We start from the raw sequence: 15,440 nt of genomic DNA, 5'->3' as shown, positions 1-15,440 counted from the left end.
GTAATTGCAATGAATACTCATTTAGATTTGTAAATTGTGATGCATCTCACTTTCCCTCGCGATATTGGCGAGGGAAAGGAGATTGGCTTATTGCGCGGTTAACGCTTCATTTTGCCAAAGGCGGCGGCGAGCGCGTCGCCCATTGCGCTGTTATTACCGCTGTCAGGTTTTTTGTCATTTCTCGCTTGGCGAGCCTGATTGTTCGCCGGACGTTGACGATCTGGCGTGCGTTCTGTGCTGCTGCGACGCGAACCGCTTTCGCCAGGTTGCTCGTCTAAACGCATCGTCAATGCAATACGTTTACGCTGCAGATCGACTTCCATCACTTTGACCTTAACAATGTCGCCAGCTTTCACGACTTTATGCGGGTCATCGACAAACTTATCCGCCAGTGAAGAAATATGCACCAGACCATCTTGGTGGACGCCGATATCAACGAAGGCACCAAAGTTGGTGACGTTGGTGACCGAGCCTTCCAGAATCATCCCCAGCTGCAGGTCGTTCATGGTTTCAACGCCGTCGGCAAAGGTCGCGGTTTTGAACTCAGGGCGCGGATCGCGTCCTGGTTTTTCCAGTTCCTTAATGATATCGGTGACCGTTGGCACACCAAAACGCTCGTCGGTAAACTCGCTGGCTTTCAGACCGCGTAGCTCCGTTGGATTGCCCATCAATTCCTGTAGGCTTTGGCGTGTGGCTGCCAAAATACGCTCAACGATAGGGTAGGCTTCCGGGTGAACGGTTGATGCATCCAGCGGATTATCGCCGTGGTTAATACGCAGGAAGCCAGCGCACTGCTCGAACGCTTTAGGGCCTAAACGGCTGACTTTCAACAGCTGCTCACGGTTGCTGAAGCGGCCATTTTCGTCACGCCATCCGACGATATTTTGCGCCATCAAACGTGTGAGTCCTGCAACGCGAGCCAACAATGGAACCGATGCGGTGTTGAGATCGACGCCAACGGCGTTCACGCAGTCTTCTACAACGGCATCCAGTTTTCGTGCCAACTGGGTTTGGCTAACGTCGTGCTGATACTGACCAACCCCGATTGATTTCGGATCGATTTTCACCAGCTCAGCCAGTGGATCTTGCAGACGGCGGGCGATAGATACCGCTCCGCGGATCGACACATCCAAGTCTGGGAATTCTTGCGCAGCGAGCTCAGACGCGGAATAAACGGATGCGCCCGCTTCGCTGACGATAACTTTTTGGCCTTTAACTTCAGGGAACTGGCGCTGAACATCTAAATAGAAGCGCTCAGTTTCGCGAGATGCGGTGCCATTACCAATCGCCACCAGTTCCACGTTGTGTTTGATACACAGCGCTGCTACTGAGGCGGCGGCTTTTGCGGCCTGTCCGGTGTGTGGATAAATGGTATCTGTTGCGACGAGTTTACCCGTGCCGTCAACCACGGCCACTTTAACGCCGGTACGTAAACCAGGATCGAGGCCCATAGTTGCTCGCATACCTGCCGGAGCAGCCATAAGCAGGTCGTGCATGTTGCGGGCGAAAACGTTAATGGCTTCATCTTCGGCACGTTCGCGCAAGGTGCCCATCAGCTCAGTTTCAAGATGCAGCAACACTTTGATACGCCAAGTCCAGTTCACCACCGCTTTGCGCCAAGCATCAGCCGGTGCATTGTTTAGGCGTAAACCTAAATGATCGATAATGATTTGTTCGCAATAGCTTTCGCGTGGGGCTTGTTCAAACTGAGGATCGGCGTTCAGGGAGAGTTGTAATACTCCCTCGTTGCGGCCTCGGAACATCGCCAGTGCGCGGTGGGAAGGCACATTGGCAATTGGCTCGTGATGGTCGAAGTAGTCACGGAATTTCGCCCCTTCTTCCTCTTTGCCTTCGACCACTTTGGACACCAGATGAGCATTTTTCCAGAGATAGTTACGCACTTTAGCCAGCAGTGCGGCATCCTCAGAGAAACGCTCCATCAGAATATAGCGAGCACCATCGAGCGCCGCTTTGGTGTCGGCAACGCCTTTATCGGCATCAACGTAGCGGGCGGCCAGCGTGTCAGGATCTTGCTGCGGGTCTTGCCACAGCGAATCGGCCAGCGGCTCAAGACCTGCTTCAATCGCGATTTGCCCACGGGTGCGGCGCTTAGGCTTGTAGGGAAGATATAAATCTTCCAGCTCGGTTTTGCTCATGGTGCCGTTGATGGCACCGGCAAGCTGCTCGGTCAGTTTGCCCTGATCGTCGATAGATTTCAGAATGGTGGCGCGACGTTCTTCCAACTCGCGCAGATACCCTAAGCGGGTTTCTAACTGGCGTAGCTGGGTATCATCTAAACCGCCGGTAACTTCTTTACGGTAGCGAGCAATAAAAGGGACGGTGTTCCCTTCGTCCAAGAGGCGAATGGCTGAATCAACCTGCTCTGGTCGCGCTTGCAGTTCACTCGCAATAATGCGGCTCAATGAATCATTCATAGAATCAGTATGTCCGTAAGTTTAAAAATTATGGGCAAGTATATACTTTTTGATGCATAAACATGCCAGTTCAAGGGGCCGCGAAGCGCTCGGATAATGCCGAATTATGCTTTCGGATAGTCAATCTCATTGATGTACCACACCGCTTCACCTACCGGCGTGGTCACGGTAACCGCATCGCCAACCTCTTTTTTTAGCAACGCGCGCGCCATCGGTGAGTCGATAGAGATATAGTCTTTTTGGCCGAAAATTTCATCGTAGCCAACGATACGAAAACGCTTAATAACGCCTTCATCATTTTCGACTTCTACCCATGCACCGAAGAAGACCTTTCCATCCTGCTGCGGTGAATAATCAACGATACGCAGTTGCTCAAGGCATTTGGTGAGATAGCGGACTCGACGGTCGATTTCGCGTAGGCGCTTTTTGTTATATTGATAGTCTGCGTTTTCGCTGCGGTCACCGAGGCTGGCTGCCCATGTCACTTTCTTTGTCACTTCAGGACGCTCTTCGCGCCACAAATAATCTAGCTCCTGCTTGAGCTTTTCGTAGCCGCCGCGTGTAATCAGTTGCGTTTTCATTCTTTGCTGCCCTGTAAAACACATGAAAAAGAAGTCGAGGTATTCATTTCTGCCTGTATGAGGCGGGGATGGAACGTTATATCACGAATCGTAAGATTACAATTCGCGGCGAGAAGCTTCATCTGGCGATGCTAATTTGATCGCATTTTGCGATAAATTTTGTGATAAAAAGTGTAATAACTGCCCGTAAGCATAAGATAAATAACCTTTGTAACAATTTAGGCTAGAATATAAACCATTATCTGCTGTCTCAATTGCCACAGTTTCTGAACAATAGGCATCCTTAAAAAGATCGCTTTAATTATATCGGCTCAGCGTGTCGGGCATACCGCCTTTGGCGCCTTTGGGAGTACACCATGCAAGAGAACTACAAGATTTTAGTTGTTGATGACGACATGCGCCTACGTGCGTTGTTAGAGCGTTACCTGACCGAACAGGGTTTTCAGGTGCGCAGTGTCGCCAACGCCGAGCAAATGGATCGCTTGCTAACCCGTGAATCTTTCCACCTGATGGTGCTGGATTTAATGCTACCGGGCGAAGATGGTTTGTCTATCTGCCGCCGTCTGCGCAGCCAAAGCAACCCAATGCCGATCATTATGGTGACGGCAAAAGGTGAAGAGGTCGATCGTATCGTTGGGCTGGAAATTGGCGCCGATGACTATATTCCTAAGCCGTTTAACCCGCGTGAGCTGCTGGCTCGTATCCGTGCGGTGTTACGCCGTCAGGCCAATGAATTGCCGGGTGCGCCATCTCAAGAAGATGCGGTGATCTCCTTCGGCAAATTCAAATTGAACCTCGGTACGCGCGAGATGTTCCGTGAAGATGAGCCTATGCCATTAACCAGCGGTGAATTTGCGGTACTAAAAGCGCTAGTGAGTCATCCGCGTGAGCCACTGTCTCGAGATAAGCTAATGAATCTGGCACGTGGCCGTGAATACAGCGCGATGGAACGTTCTATCGACGTGCAAATTTCACGTTTGCGCCGCATGGTTGAAGAAGATCCTGCACATCCTCGCTATATCCAAACCGTTTGGGGTTTGGGCTACGTCTTTGTGCCGGACGGCAGTAAAGCATGAGGCGACTGCGCTTCTCGCCGCGTAGCTCATTTGCCCGCACGTTGTTGCTGATTGTCACCTTACTGTTTGTCAGTTTGGTGACAACCTATTTGGTGGTGCTGAATTTCGCGATTCTGCCCAGCCTACAGCAATTCAATAAGGTGCTGGCGTATGAAGTCCGTATGTTGATGACGGACAAGCTACAGCTTGAGGATGGTACACAGCTGGAGGTTCCTCCGGCGTTTCGGCGCGAAATTTATCGTGAGCTGGGCATTTCTCTGTACACCAATTCTGCGGCGGAGGAGAGTGGCCTGCGCTGGGCGCAGCACTATCAATTCCTCAGCCAGCAGATGGCGCAGCAGCTGGGCGGCCCAACCGATGTTCGCGTTGAAATAAGTAAGAACACACCGGTGGTGTGGCTCAAAACATGGTTATCGCCTGATATTTGGGTACGCGTTCCGCTGACGGAAATCCATCAGGGAGACTTCTCTCCGCTGTTCAGATATACCTTGGCGATTATGCTGCTGGCGATTGGTGGCGCATGGCTGTTCATTCGTATTCAGAACCGACCCTTGGTGGAACTCGAACATGCTGCCATACAGGTGGGGAAAGGGCATATCCCTCCGCCGCTGCGTGAATATGGCGCGTCTGAAGTTCGTTCTGTGACGCGGGCATTTAACCAAATGGCGGCAGGGGTTAAGCAGCTTGCCGACGATCGTACCTTGCTGATGGCGGGCGTGAGCCACGATTTACGCACGCCGCTCACGCGCATTCGGTTAGCAACGGAGATGATGAGCAGCGAAGATGGCTATCTGGCGGAGTCGATTAACAAAGATACCGAAGAGTGTAATGCCATCATTGAGCAGTTCATTGACTATCTGCGCACCGGGCAGGAAATGCAGACCGAGGTTTGCGATCTGAACGGTATATTAGCCGAAGTTGTGGCCGCGGAAAGTGGTTATGAAAGGGTGATCGACACCGATCTTGCCGAGGGTGAACTGCTGGTTGATGTGCATCCGCTGTCGATTAAGCGTGCCGCGGTCAATATGGTGGTGAACGCCACCCGCTACGGTAACGGCTGGATCAAAGTGAGCAGCGGCACCGAAGGTAAAAGAGCATGGTTCCAAGTGGAAGATGACGGCCCTGGTATCGCTCCAGAGCAGTTAGCGCATCTCTTCCAGCCTTTTGTGCGGGGCGAAAGCGCCCGAACAACCAGCGGAACAGGGCTGGGTCTGGCGATCCTGCAACGTATTATCGACGGACACTCTGGCAGCTTGGATATCGGCACCAGCGAACGCGGTGGGCTGCGTATCCGCGCATTGTTAATGATGCCGGAGTCAGATCCTCTTACATCGCATGACTCAAAATCAAGTCATAAGAAGAAAGACAAAGAGTCTCATCACTGATGATTCATCGTCTTTGCCGATGTGAATTAGTTGAGATAAACAAGCTAGAAAAATAAAAGGAGCCAAATGGCTCCTTTTGTATTTTGTACTGCGAAATTAAACCTTAGGGCCGACTTTTACCAGTGCTGCACCTGCTGGCGTGTCGGTGTATTTATCAAAGTTAGTGACAAAACGCTGCGCCAGATCTTGCGCTTTTTCTTGCCACTGCTCTTTACTGGCGTAGGTATCGCGTGGATCCAGAATATCAGGATTTACACCCGGCAGCGCCGTTGGTACTGCCAAGTCGAAAATTGGCAGCGTGAAGGTTTCAGCGTTATCAATCTCGCCGCTCAGGATGGCATCGATAATGGCGCGTGTATCTTTGATAGAAATACGTTTGCCGGTTCCATTCCACCCGGTATTCACCAGATAGGCCTGAGCGCCCGCGGCCTGCATACGCTTAACCAGCACTTCTGCATATTTGGTTGGATGCAGAGACAGGAACGCTGCACCGAAACAGGCAGAGAAGGTTGGCGTGGGTTCTGTTACGCCGCGTTCGGTACCTGCCAGTTTGGCGGTAAACCCAGACAGGAAGTGATACTGAGTTTGGTCTGCGGTTAAGCGAGATACCGGTGGCAGCACGCCAAATGCATCGGCGGTTAAGAAAATAACTTTCTTCGCGTGACCGGCTTTTGAAACCGGCTTAACAATGTTCTGAATATGATAAATCGGGTAAGAAACGCGGGTGTTTTCAGTTTTTGAACCGTCGTTAAAATCGACCGTACCATCTTCCAGAACAACCACGTTTTCCAGTAGTGCATCGCGGGTAATCGCGTGGTAGATGTCTGGTTCTGCCTCTTCAGACAGCTTGATGGTTTTCGCGTAGCAGCCACCTTCGAAGTTAAATACGCCGTCATCGTCCCAGCCGTGCTCATCATCGCCAATGAGCTGGCGCTTTGGATCGGTTGAAAGCGTTGTTTTACCCGTGCCAGACAGGCCGAAGAAAATCGCCACGTCGCCTTTTTCGCCCACGTTGGCAGAGCAGTGCATAGACGCGATATTTTTCAGCGGCAGCAGGTAGTTCATGATGGAGAACATCCCTTTCTTCATCTCGCCGCCGTACCATGTACCGCCGATCAACTGGATGCGTTCAGTAAGGTTAAACGCAACAAAGTTCTCAGAGTTTAATCCCTGCTCTTTCCACTGCGGGTTGGTGCATTTGGCGCCGTTCATCACGATGAAATCGGGCTTGAAGCTCGCCAGTTCTTCGTCAGTAGGGCGGATAAACATGTTTTTAACGAAATGAGCCTGCCATGCGACTTCGGTAATGAAACGAACGCTTAGGCGGGTGTCGCTGTTTGCTCCGCAGAATGCATCGACAATGAATAAACGTTTACCTGAAAGTTCTTTGGTGACGAGTGACTTCAGATGCTGCCAAATTTCAACGGAAAGAGGATGGTTATCGTTTTTACCTTTCCCTTGGTCTGACCACCAAACGGTATCGCGAGTCACATCGTCGCGCACAATGTACTTATCTTTCGGTGAGCGGCCGGTGAAAATCCCAGTATCAACGGCAACTGCGCCAAGCGTTGTCACTGTCCCGCGTTCATATCCCTCTAGATTTGGAGCGGTTTCTTCTTGGAAGAGCAGGTCATAGCTAGGGTTGTAGATGATCTCAGCTGCGTCAGTAATTCCATATTCTGCTAAATCCTGTGGGGTTAAGCCTTTCGTATGCATGACACTACTCCTTTCCTTGTAAGATTAGATTTTTTACTAGGTCTAGTGTCAAAGATTGGAGCCTGTTTAACCGAGAGAACCATCAAAAAAAACAATTTTCATCCGGCTTTCATTCAGTTATGAGATGGATGCCACGGAATTTGCGCGTAGATAATCTATATATGCTGAGCAGGATCAATGAAAAAGCCCGCACAATGGCGGGCTTGGTGTTCGGCATGACGACATTTATGCTTAATGAACGCACTCGTCGTTGTGGTTTTGTCCACCTGCCAGTAATGATTCGATATCAATTTTATCAAATACATAGTGGTTACCGCAGTAATCACAGTGCATATCGATGTTGCCATCTTCTTCTAACATGTGGTTCAGCTCTTCCACCGGAACGGTCAGCAGTGCGCTGGCGCTGCGCTCACGTGAACAGGTGCAGCGGAAAGTGACGTCTTGTGGCTCATACAGGGTGACTTCTTCCTGATGATAAAGACGATAAAGCACTTCGTTCGCCGGAAGACCGAACAGCTCTTCGGATTTTACCGTTGCGGTCAGCTGAGCCAGATGCGACAAATCTTCCACGTTGTTAGGCTGTGCAGGCATGATTTGCAACAGCATACCGGCTGCACATGCATTGCCATCATGCTCACCGGTACGGATGAACAAACGGGTTGGCAACTGTTCGGACTGCATGAAATAGGCTTCTAAACATTCAGCCAGCGTTTCACCTTCCAGACCTACGACGCCTTGATAACGTTCGCCTTCGCTTGGTGTGATGGTGATAACCATCACCGCATTACCTAACATTTCACGCATGCTACTGCCTTCGGCAATATCGCCCTGCAAACGTGCAACGCCGCGCATTTCCTGCTGGTTGTTACCGTTGATGACGGCCATTTTCAATGGGCCATCGCCCTGAAGCTGAACGGTGATGTCACCGTCAAATTTCAGCGTAGCGGTTAGAAGGCTAGTGGCAACCAACAGTTCGCCCAGCAGCGTTTGTACCGGTGCCGGATAGCTGTGGTTTTCGAGCATCTGCTGGAAAGTGTGGCTGGCGGTGACCAGCTCGCCGCGAACGGCCATATTTTCAAACAGATAGCGATGTAATTGGTCGTGATTAGACATGGTTTTCTCTCTTAGGACTGCCGGTTTATCCAGCTAGCCGTTTTTAAATTTATTCGTTTGAAGCTTGTTCGCTTTTAAATTTCAGCAACGTGCGACGCTCTTTTTTGTCAGGACGGCGATCGGGATGCGGCATGGTTAGCGCATTCATCTTGCGTGCGAGTGCAACCTTTTCGCGGTTTTCAATGCTGGCCGCAGTTTCTTCATAAAGCTGCTGAGCATCTGCGGCGCCGCGTCGCTGTGCCGTGAGCGCGGTGACGATAACGGTTCGGTCGTCATTGCCTTGGCGTAGCTTGATTTCAGCGCCAATCTCCACGGCTTTACTAGGCTTGCCGCGCTGTCCGTTGTAATGGACTTTACCGCCGTCGACCATGTCGCGGGCAATGGCGCGGGTTTTATAGAACCGTGCGGCCCAGAGCCATTTATCCAAACGAATGGCGCTGTCTTCCTGTTCGTTCTTACCTTTCATGTCGGCTCCTACCTGTATGAGTTCGCCCAAGGTGCCGAGCTTTTGCTGCCGTAGCGAGCTACTGTGGCTGAAAGGCTGGCAATAATGTGCGGTAATCATTCATGGACGGATGGCGTGAGAATTGCTTCTCGGCCATGCTTGAGTCCGGGTTGCGAACACCAAGGCAGTAGCGAATACCATAGCTTTGGGCTGCATCCAGAATGGGTTCGGCATCATCGACAAACAGCGTAGTTGCAGGATTAAATCCAGTACGTTTTTGTACCGCCTGCCACAGTCGCTGATCTTCCTTCGGATAACCAAATGTGTGGGTGGAAAATAATAAATCAAGATGCTGATCGAGTCCGGTGTGCTGCAACTTTACCGCAAGCCCGTGTGGATGGGCGTTAGTCAGCAAAATAGTTTTTCTGCCGCTGGCACGAAGTGCTTCTAAAAACGGTTGGGTATCTTGGCGTAAACGCGCACGAGCGCCGACTTCGGAGGTCATTTGATAGATATCTAAGTCTAGACGATCGCTCCAATAGTCAAAGCAGTACCAATTAAGCGTATGTTGCACCGCATTATATTCATGGCGGATGAGTTTTTTGGCTTCATCGAGCGTAATGCCGCGGCGCTCGCTCAGGGTCTGCGGCACCAGATTAAGCCAAAAATAGCTGTCAAACTCCAGATCGAGCAATGTTCCATCCATATCTAGCAATACGGTTTCGATTTCTTGCCAATTAAAATTAGGCTGATGGTTCAGGGTAGGGGACATACAGGCTCCTGCTAGATAGGCGAAAAGGCCAGCGGATGCTGGCCTTAAGGAATTATATTTTTACTCTATTGGCTTGTCATGCCAGCCGATGAAATTAACGTCGCGGAGCGGTATCAAAAGGCATGATGCTGTGGTTAATGCACTGGTCGTAGTAGCGCTGTATTTCAGGAATACGATTCATCGATTTTTGTATTCTGAACATAAACATCAGTGCGTTAACGATAATAATCAGTGTCACTGCGAGCAGCAGCGCGCAGGTTAAGATGTATCGCCACAGCGTTAGACCATCGGGTTCGCTGTGCAACATAATATGCCGAGTACCGTTGGCATCGGTGCTGAGCTCCGTGATCACGCCGCTGGCTTTAAATGGTGTCATCAGCAGCTGTTGTGAGAGTGATTCCAGCTCACGCCACTGATCGATAGCCGTGTAATCGTAGAGTGAGATGGCAGGCTGTGGATGATTAACCAACTGCTTACCTTCATCGCTGATAATCAAAAATCCGCCCGGCGGCGTTGCGGTGAGTGACTGTGCGGCCTGATGTGTTTCGCGATAATAGAACGAAGAGACGGCGCTATTGACGATGTTTGATAATAGCTGGGCACTTGCTGGACGTAGCAGCACGTTCACACCGTCCAACCCTCCGTTTTGCGCCTTTTTCAGCAGAGCGTTCCATGACTTGCTGTTGCCAAGATTCACCAGCGAATTTTTTAGCCTTGTGCATTCTGACTGCTGCGCACAGAGATCTTCGGTACGCAGAACAATGTCGGCAAAGTCATCCAGCAAGATCATGCCGGATTTTTGAATGGCGCTAGCCAGTCCAGGGTTAACTTTCTGGTCTTCATTGTTCGCGTTCAACTGGCGGTTCACCGTTGCAAGCAATGCCGCTGCGTTATCAACGATATCAGACGCGGGTGCAGACATCGGGGTCGCATTGCTCCAATAAATCGCCGAGCAATCGAAAGGCATAAAGGGATAACGTACGCCGTCTTGATAAGAAGCAGGAACACGGCACATGCCGGTACCTTGAATGTTTAAAGTATCCCCAACGTGCAGCGGCAGCGCAGCCAGCGATTTCACGCTATTCACATCAACACTGTGTGTTCCATGTAGCCATGCCGAGCTGAGTTTGAACGGGATGCTGAGAGGCTGAGTTGTGAGCAGCAACGTGAGCGTAAGAAGCGCTCCGCCTAGCAGCACGATATTGCGTCCCCAGCGCTGCAGGGGAAAGTTTTTTACCTCATCGTGCAGCGAGAGGAAGCGGCCCTGACGCACCACGTGTCGACTGAGATACATCTCGATATCGGTTTTATGCCCGAGATCTTTTTGAATATAGTTCTGCCAATGTGCTGGGTAGATGAGATCTAAGGTGCCTAACGAGACGTTGTTGATTTGCCCAACGTTAGACTCGCCAAATAACCCCCAGCGCTTGGGGATCCCGCGGATGCAGTGGATTTCTTTCAGGTCGCGTTCAGAAGGGCGACTGTACAAGCGCCAAATACCCCATGCAATCAGCCCCGTAGCGACGGTCAGCAGCCACGGCATTAAAGCATTAGGACTCATTAGGCTGGCATACAACATCAGTAATGCCACCACGATCACGATAGATTCGCGGATGCCGCCTTGCTGGCTGAGCTGATACTCCAACTGGGTTTCTTTGCGAACGCCTTGCAGCTCGACTTTTTCACTTTCGGTCTGACGAATTGAAGCGCTGCTGGTGCTATCGGGAGGAGGAAGTAAATCCTCTTGTGCAGCGTCAACCAACGAGTGACCGTTGATGGAGATAACCAAAGGAATGCTATGAGTTTTGATCACCTCAAGCTGGTTATCGTCGGCGATATATTGTTCCCAAAAAACAGGCAGGTGAACCTCAATATTATCAAGGTAATAGCGTCTTTTATTGGGATCGTCGGTAGTGAGTTCGTAGCGGGTTATCGCGTGGACAAGCGGGTAAACGCGATCCCCCTGAGGCATCAGGCGATGTTGAGCTACGGGCATGGGTGCATGAGAAGAACCTGAAGGAGACTCTAGCTTATTGAGATATTGCTCAATGGCCTGAAGTTCATCTTTTTGCAGTTTGCGCAGTTTAGTTTTAAGAAATGGGAAAGATGTTGTTAATAAGGCAGATTTTTTCATCTTAGACCAATAGGCACATCCGGCAATCAGCAGGCAAAGGATCAGTAGGATTGATGCGATAACTGGTGCGCTCATGCCGACCCCGTTTGGTAATCATCACCTTTCCACCTTGTCCAAAAGGACATTATACGGATGAATTATAAAGCGAATATAAATATATGTTATGAAATGATTTTATTTATAGTTTTGCAAAGATTGTCGCATATTCAAGTAAAAAGGTTAGCAGCCGGAGTCTGCTGATTATATCGGCATTATCCGATTTTTCTCATGTGTGGCAAGTAATAGCGGCATATTGAGTGGAATTTTTTGGCTCAGGCTGGCTGGAAACAAGACCGCAAAATATACTCAACAATTGTTGCGAATCTCACACCTTCTGCGCACAATGCAGAGTAACTAAATACTGTGATCTGCATCTATAAACGAAAATATCGAATCAAAATATGTCGCCTGTCAGTCGCCATTCCCATGATTTGGATATTTCAGTATTACGATAATCGACGGGAAACCATTAATTCGGGGCCATCATGGAAAAACTCCCACAAAAGCCAAAAATTCTCAGCGTGGAAACCATTGCACGCTCACGCCTGTTTAATGTGGAGTCGGTGGACTTAGAGTTTAGCAATGGTGTGCGCCGTGTGTATGAGCGTATGCGTCCCTCAGAACGCGAAGCAGTGATGATTGTGCCGATTCTCGGCGACGATCTGCTGCTGATCCGTGAATATGCTGTCGGGATTGAGAGCTATGAGCTTGGTTTTCCTAAAGGACTGATTGATCCTGGAGAAGACATTTTTCAGGCGGCAAACCGAGAGTTAATGGAAGAGGCGGGTTTTGGTGCCGAGCAGTTTACTTTTTTGCATAAACTGACGATGGCACCCTCCTATTTTTCCAGCCGGATGAATATTGTTTTAGCGGAAGACCTCTTCCCTGAGCGTTTGGAAGGGGATGAGCCCGAACAGATGCCGGTTGTACGCTGGCCGATAGCGCGCATGATGGAGCTGCTTGACGATCCTGATTTCCGCGAAGCTCGCAGCGTAAGTGCATTGTTCTTAGTGCGAGAGCTTTTGGCTGCACGAGCCGTTAACGTTAGCTGATTAATGCAAACGCTGAATATAAAAAAGGGGCCAATTGGCCCCTTTAACGTATCAGTGGTTCTGCACTAGAACAGTTCGTGGCTTTCGCCACCGCTGTCGGTCACCGTGGTACCCGCTTCATGTACCGAGTACTCCGTTGGCTGAGTGCCATCAATGAAGTATTCAGACTTGCTGCCAGCGCCTCCGCCTGAGAGTTTGCCGGTGTATTTGTCGATAGTTACGCTAACAATACCCGGTGGTGGTGCCATTTTCTGCTCAGGAACGCCTTCTAAGGCGGCTTTCATAAAGTCATCCCACGCTGGCTGAGCGCTTTTCGCACCGCCTTCGCCGCCGGAGATTTGATCTTTAATCGCGCCAGAAGCGGTGGTGCGGCCTAAATCGCGGCGATGATCGTCAAAACCAATCCAAACGCTGGTCACGATATCTGGACCATAGCCAGAGAACCATGCATCTTTTGAACTGTTGGTCGTGCCGGTTTTACCGCCGATATCATGACGTTTCAAATCACGCCCTGCACGCCAGCCGGTACCCATCCAGCCGCCACCGGGTTCACCCCAGATGTTACTGTTGAGCGCGTCATGCATCAGGAACGCCAGCGGCGTGTTGATCACATGCGGCGCATATTGTTGATCCGAATCCTGATTCATCTGAGCTGGTGTAACTTGCTCAAGCTGAGGCATCGGCACCGCTGCGTTAGCGTTGCTATCCTGAGATACGGCGACGTTTTCGACGCTATCATCGGTAAGCGCAACGGATTTTGGCGTTTGCCCATAGATCACTGGCAGATTACAGCTTTCGCAAACAACCTTCGGTTTAGCTTCGAAGACCACTTTATCTTCACCGTCGATAATTTTGGTGATGAAGTAAGGGTCAACTAAGTAACCGCCGTTAGCAAATACCGCATAGCCGCGAACCAACTGCATTGGAGTAAACGACGCAGAACCTAACGCTAAGGATTCGGTGTGCACGATATTTTGCGCAGGGAAGCCGAAGCGCTGCAGATATTCCGCTGCGTAATCAACTCCCATCGCACGCATCGCACGCACCATCACCACGTTCTTCGATTCACCTAAGCCCTGACGCAGGCGAATTGGGCCTGCATACGTTGGCGGCGAGTTCTTAGGACGCCAATCGGTGCCAGCTCCCGCATCCCAGCGAGAAATCGGCAAGTCGTTCAGAATCGATGCCAGCGTTAAGCCTTTGTCCATCGCAGCGGTATATAAGAACGGTTTGATGTTAGAGCCTGCTTGGCGCAGAGCCTGAGTGACGCGGTTAAATTTACTTTGGTTGAAGTCAAAACCACCCACCAGTGCTTTGACAGCACCGTCTTGCGGGTTAAGGGAAACCAGCGCCGAGTTCACATCTGGAACCTGAGCCAACCACCATTTCTGCTCTTCATCCTGACGAACCCAAATTTGCTGGCCCGGCTGAATAACATCGTTGACGCGACGCGGCGTAGGGCCTTGGACGCGATCGGTTTTGAACGGACGTGCCCAGCGAACTGTCGCCATTGGCAGCGTGACATTATCGCCGTTGGCTAGCATGACAGTGGCTTCATCTGCGCTGGATTCAGTGACAACCGCAGGCAGCAATGGCCCATAGGTTGGCAATGTTTTTAGCGAGTTCATGATTTGCTCACGCGACCATGTTGGCTGACCTACTTTCCACAGCACATTAGACGGCCCACGGTAGCCGTGGCGCATGTCATAGGCGATAACGTTGTTACGCAATGCGCTTTGAGCGGCTAACTGCAGGCGCTTGGTGACGGTGGTGTAAACCTTATAGCCATCGGTATAGGCATTTTCACCGTACTGTTTCAGCATCTCCTGACGCACCATTTCAGATAGGTAAGGTGCAGAGAAGTCGATTTCTGGCCCGTGGTAGCGCGCTTCTAACGGCTCGCTACGTGCTTGGTCATATTCAGCGCGGGTGATGTATTTCTCATCCAGCATACGGCTCAGCACCACGTTACGGCGGGCGAGAGCGCGATCGTGAGAATACAGCGGGTTAAACGTTGACGGTGCTTTTGGCAGACCGGCAATCATGGCAATTTCGCTCAGCGTCAACTGATCGACGGTTTTGCCAAAATAGACCTGTGCAGCGGCGCCAACGCCGTAGGCACGATAACCCAGATAAATTTTATTGAGATACAGGTCGAGAATTTCATCTTTAGTCAGCAGTTGCTCAATGCGGATCGCGAGGAAGGCCTCTTTGATCTTACGCATCAGCGTACGTTCTGGACTCAGGAAGAAGTTTCTCGCCAACTGTTGGGTGATGGTACTCGCACCTTGCGAGGCATGACCGGTGAATAACGCCACGGAAGCGGCGCGGAAAATCCCCACCGGGTCAACACCATGATGTTCGAAGAAGCGACTGTCCTCAGTCGCGATAAAGGCATTTACCATCTGCGGCGGAACTTGTTTCAGCGGCAGAGGTACACGGCGTTTTTCACCGTATTGCGCGATGAGATACCCATCGGCGCTATAGACTTGCATCGGTGTTTGCAGACGGACGTCTTTAAGCGTCGCGACATCGGGCAGCTGTGGCTCAACGTATTTGTACAGACCAAATACTGCGGCCGCTCCCAGCAGAATGCAACAGACTGCAAGAATGATTAGATACTTTACGAACTTCACCTAGAATTTCCCATCACTTGTCAATTGGGCAGTTTATAAACAAACGCGCAGTAGTA

General features: G+C 50.7%; 11 protein-coding genes. 3 read left to right on the top strand and 8 right to left on the bottom strand.

Features of this window, described 5'->3' with window-relative positions:
• Positions 1-98 precede the first annotated feature (98 nt).
• Both CPY98_RS19200 and greB read right to left on the bottom strand, forming a co-directional pair.
• On the bottom strand, positions 99-2,435 hold the full coding sequence (locus CPY98_RS19200; protein WP_046448826.1) for a Tex family protein: 2,337 nt from the start codon (positions 2,433-2,435) through the stop codon (positions 99-101).
• A gap of 104 nt (positions 2,436-2,539) precedes the next feature.
• On the bottom strand, positions 2,540-3,016 hold the full coding sequence (greB, locus tag CPY98_RS19195; protein ID WP_025799313.1) for a transcription elongation factor GreB: 477 nt from the start codon (positions 3,014-3,016) through the stop codon (positions 2,540-2,542).
• A 356-nt stretch (positions 3,017-3,372) separates the two neighbouring features.
• Here greB and ompR point away from each other — a divergent pair, with 356 nt between their 5' ends.
• Together ompR and envZ are read left to right on the top strand one after the other, a co-directional pair.
• On the top strand, positions 3,373-4,092 hold the full coding sequence (gene ompR, locus CPY98_RS19190; RefSeq protein WP_004091002.1) for a two-component system response regulator OmpR: 720 nt from the start codon (positions 3,373-3,375) through the stop codon (positions 4,090-4,092).
• A complete protein-coding gene (gene envZ / locus CPY98_RS19185; protein ID WP_096388611.1) occupies positions 4,089-5,477 on the top strand; it encodes a two-component system sensor histidine kinase EnvZ in 1,389 nt (462 codons plus the stop codon). Before ompR ends, envZ begins: the two co-directional genes overlap by 4 nt.
• Positions 5,478-5,573: 96 nt before the next feature.
• Here envZ and pckA read toward each other — a convergent pair whose 3' ends face one another.
• From pckA to CPY98_RS19160, 5 genes are all read right to left on the bottom strand, one after another.
• Entirely contained in the window at positions 5,574-7,193 is a 1,620-nt protein-coding gene (gene pckA, locus CPY98_RS19180) for a phosphoenolpyruvate carboxykinase (ATP) (RefSeq protein ID WP_046448824.1), read from the bottom strand.
• Between the two features lie 231 nt (positions 7,194-7,424).
• Positions 7,425-8,306 (bottom strand): Hsp33 family molecular chaperone HslO, encoded by an 882-nt coding sequence (hslO, locus tag CPY98_RS19175; protein ID WP_040047009.1) that lies wholly within the window; start codon positions 8,304-8,306, stop codon positions 7,425-7,427.
• A 49-nt stretch (positions 8,307-8,355) separates the two neighbouring features.
• Positions 8,356-8,772: a ribosome-associated heat shock protein Hsp15 gene (gene hslR / locus CPY98_RS19170; protein WP_040047008.1), complete on the bottom strand. Its 417-nt coding sequence runs from the start codon at positions 8,770-8,772 to the stop codon at positions 8,356-8,358.
• Positions 8,773-8,830: 58 nt separating this feature from the next.
• Positions 8,831-9,523, bottom strand: a complete 693-nt coding sequence (gene yrfG / locus CPY98_RS19165; RefSeq protein WP_025799303.1) for a GMP/IMP nucleotidase — start codon at positions 9,521-9,523, stop codon at positions 8,831-8,833.
• 94 nt (positions 9,524-9,617) lie between these two features.
• Complete coding sequence (locus CPY98_RS19160; RefSeq protein WP_025799301.1) at positions 9,618-11,732, bottom strand: IgaA/UmoB family intracellular growth attenuator; 2,115 nt, start codon at positions 11,730-11,732, stop codon at positions 9,618-9,620.
• A 449-nt stretch (positions 11,733-12,181) separates the two neighbouring features.
• Here CPY98_RS19160 and nudE point away from each other — a divergent pair, with 449 nt between their 5' ends.
• The gene (gene nudE / locus CPY98_RS19155; protein WP_025799300.1) at positions 12,182-12,748 is read left to right on the top strand and encodes an ADP compounds hydrolase NudE; all 567 of its coding nucleotides are present in this window, start codon (positions 12,182-12,184) and stop codon (positions 12,746-12,748) included.
• A 65-nt stretch (positions 12,749-12,813) separates the two neighbouring features.
• On the opposite strand, the gene mrcA is transcribed toward nudE, so the two are convergent.
• On the bottom strand, positions 12,814-15,384 hold the full coding sequence (gene mrcA, locus CPY98_RS19150) for a peptidoglycan glycosyltransferase/peptidoglycan DD-transpeptidase MrcA (protein WP_025799298.1): 2,571 nt from the start codon (positions 15,382-15,384) through the stop codon (positions 12,814-12,816).
• Positions 15,385-15,440 lie beyond the last annotated feature (56 nt).

The sequence above is a fragment of the Hafnia sp. CBA7124 genome (assembly GCF_002355555.1).
Lineage (GTDB): Bacteria > Pseudomonadota > Gammaproteobacteria > Enterobacterales > Enterobacteriaceae > Hafnia > Hafnia alvei.
The sequence above is the reverse complement of the archived record's forward strand: the minus strand, read 5'-3'. Positions and strand labels throughout refer to the sequence as shown.

What these genes read in the sequence shown, in the direction of transcription:
- greB (WP_025799313.1), bottom strand. Translation starts at nt 3,016, where the DNA reads ATGAAAACGCAACTGATTACACGCGGCGGCTACGAAAAGCTCAAGCAG.
- ompR (WP_004091002.1), top strand. Translation starts at nt 3,373, where the DNA reads ATGCAAGAGAACTACAAGATTTTAGTTGTTGATGACGACATGCGCCTA.
- nudE (WP_025799300.1), top strand. Translation starts at nt 12,182, where the DNA reads ATGGAAAAACTCCCACAAAAGCCAAAAATTCTCAGCGTGGAAACCATT.
- envZ (WP_096388611.1), top strand. Translation starts at nt 4,089, where the DNA reads ATGAGGCGACTGCGCTTCTCGCCGCGTAGCTCATTTGCCCGCACGTTG.
- hslR (WP_040047008.1), bottom strand. Translation starts at nt 8,772, where the DNA reads ATGAAAGGTAAGAACGAACAGGAAGACAGCGCCATTCGTTTGGATAAA.
- hslO (WP_040047009.1), bottom strand. Translation starts at nt 8,306, where the DNA reads ATGTCTAATCACGACCAATTACATCGCTATCTGTTTGAAAATATGGCC.
- CPY98_RS19200 (WP_046448826.1), bottom strand. Translation starts at nt 2,435, where the DNA reads ATGAATGATTCATTGAGCCGCATTATTGCGAGTGAACTGCAAGCGCGA.
- yrfG (WP_025799303.1), bottom strand. Translation starts at nt 9,523, where the DNA reads ATGTCCCCTACCCTGAACCATCAGCCTAATTTTAATTGGCAAGAAATC.
- pckA (WP_046448824.1), bottom strand. Translation starts at nt 7,193, where the DNA reads ATGCATACGAAAGGCTTAACCCCACAGGATTTAGCAGAATATGGAATT.
- CPY98_RS19160 (WP_025799301.1), bottom strand. Translation starts at nt 11,732, where the DNA reads ATGAGCGCACCAGTTATCGCATCAATCCTACTGATCCTTTGCCTGCTG.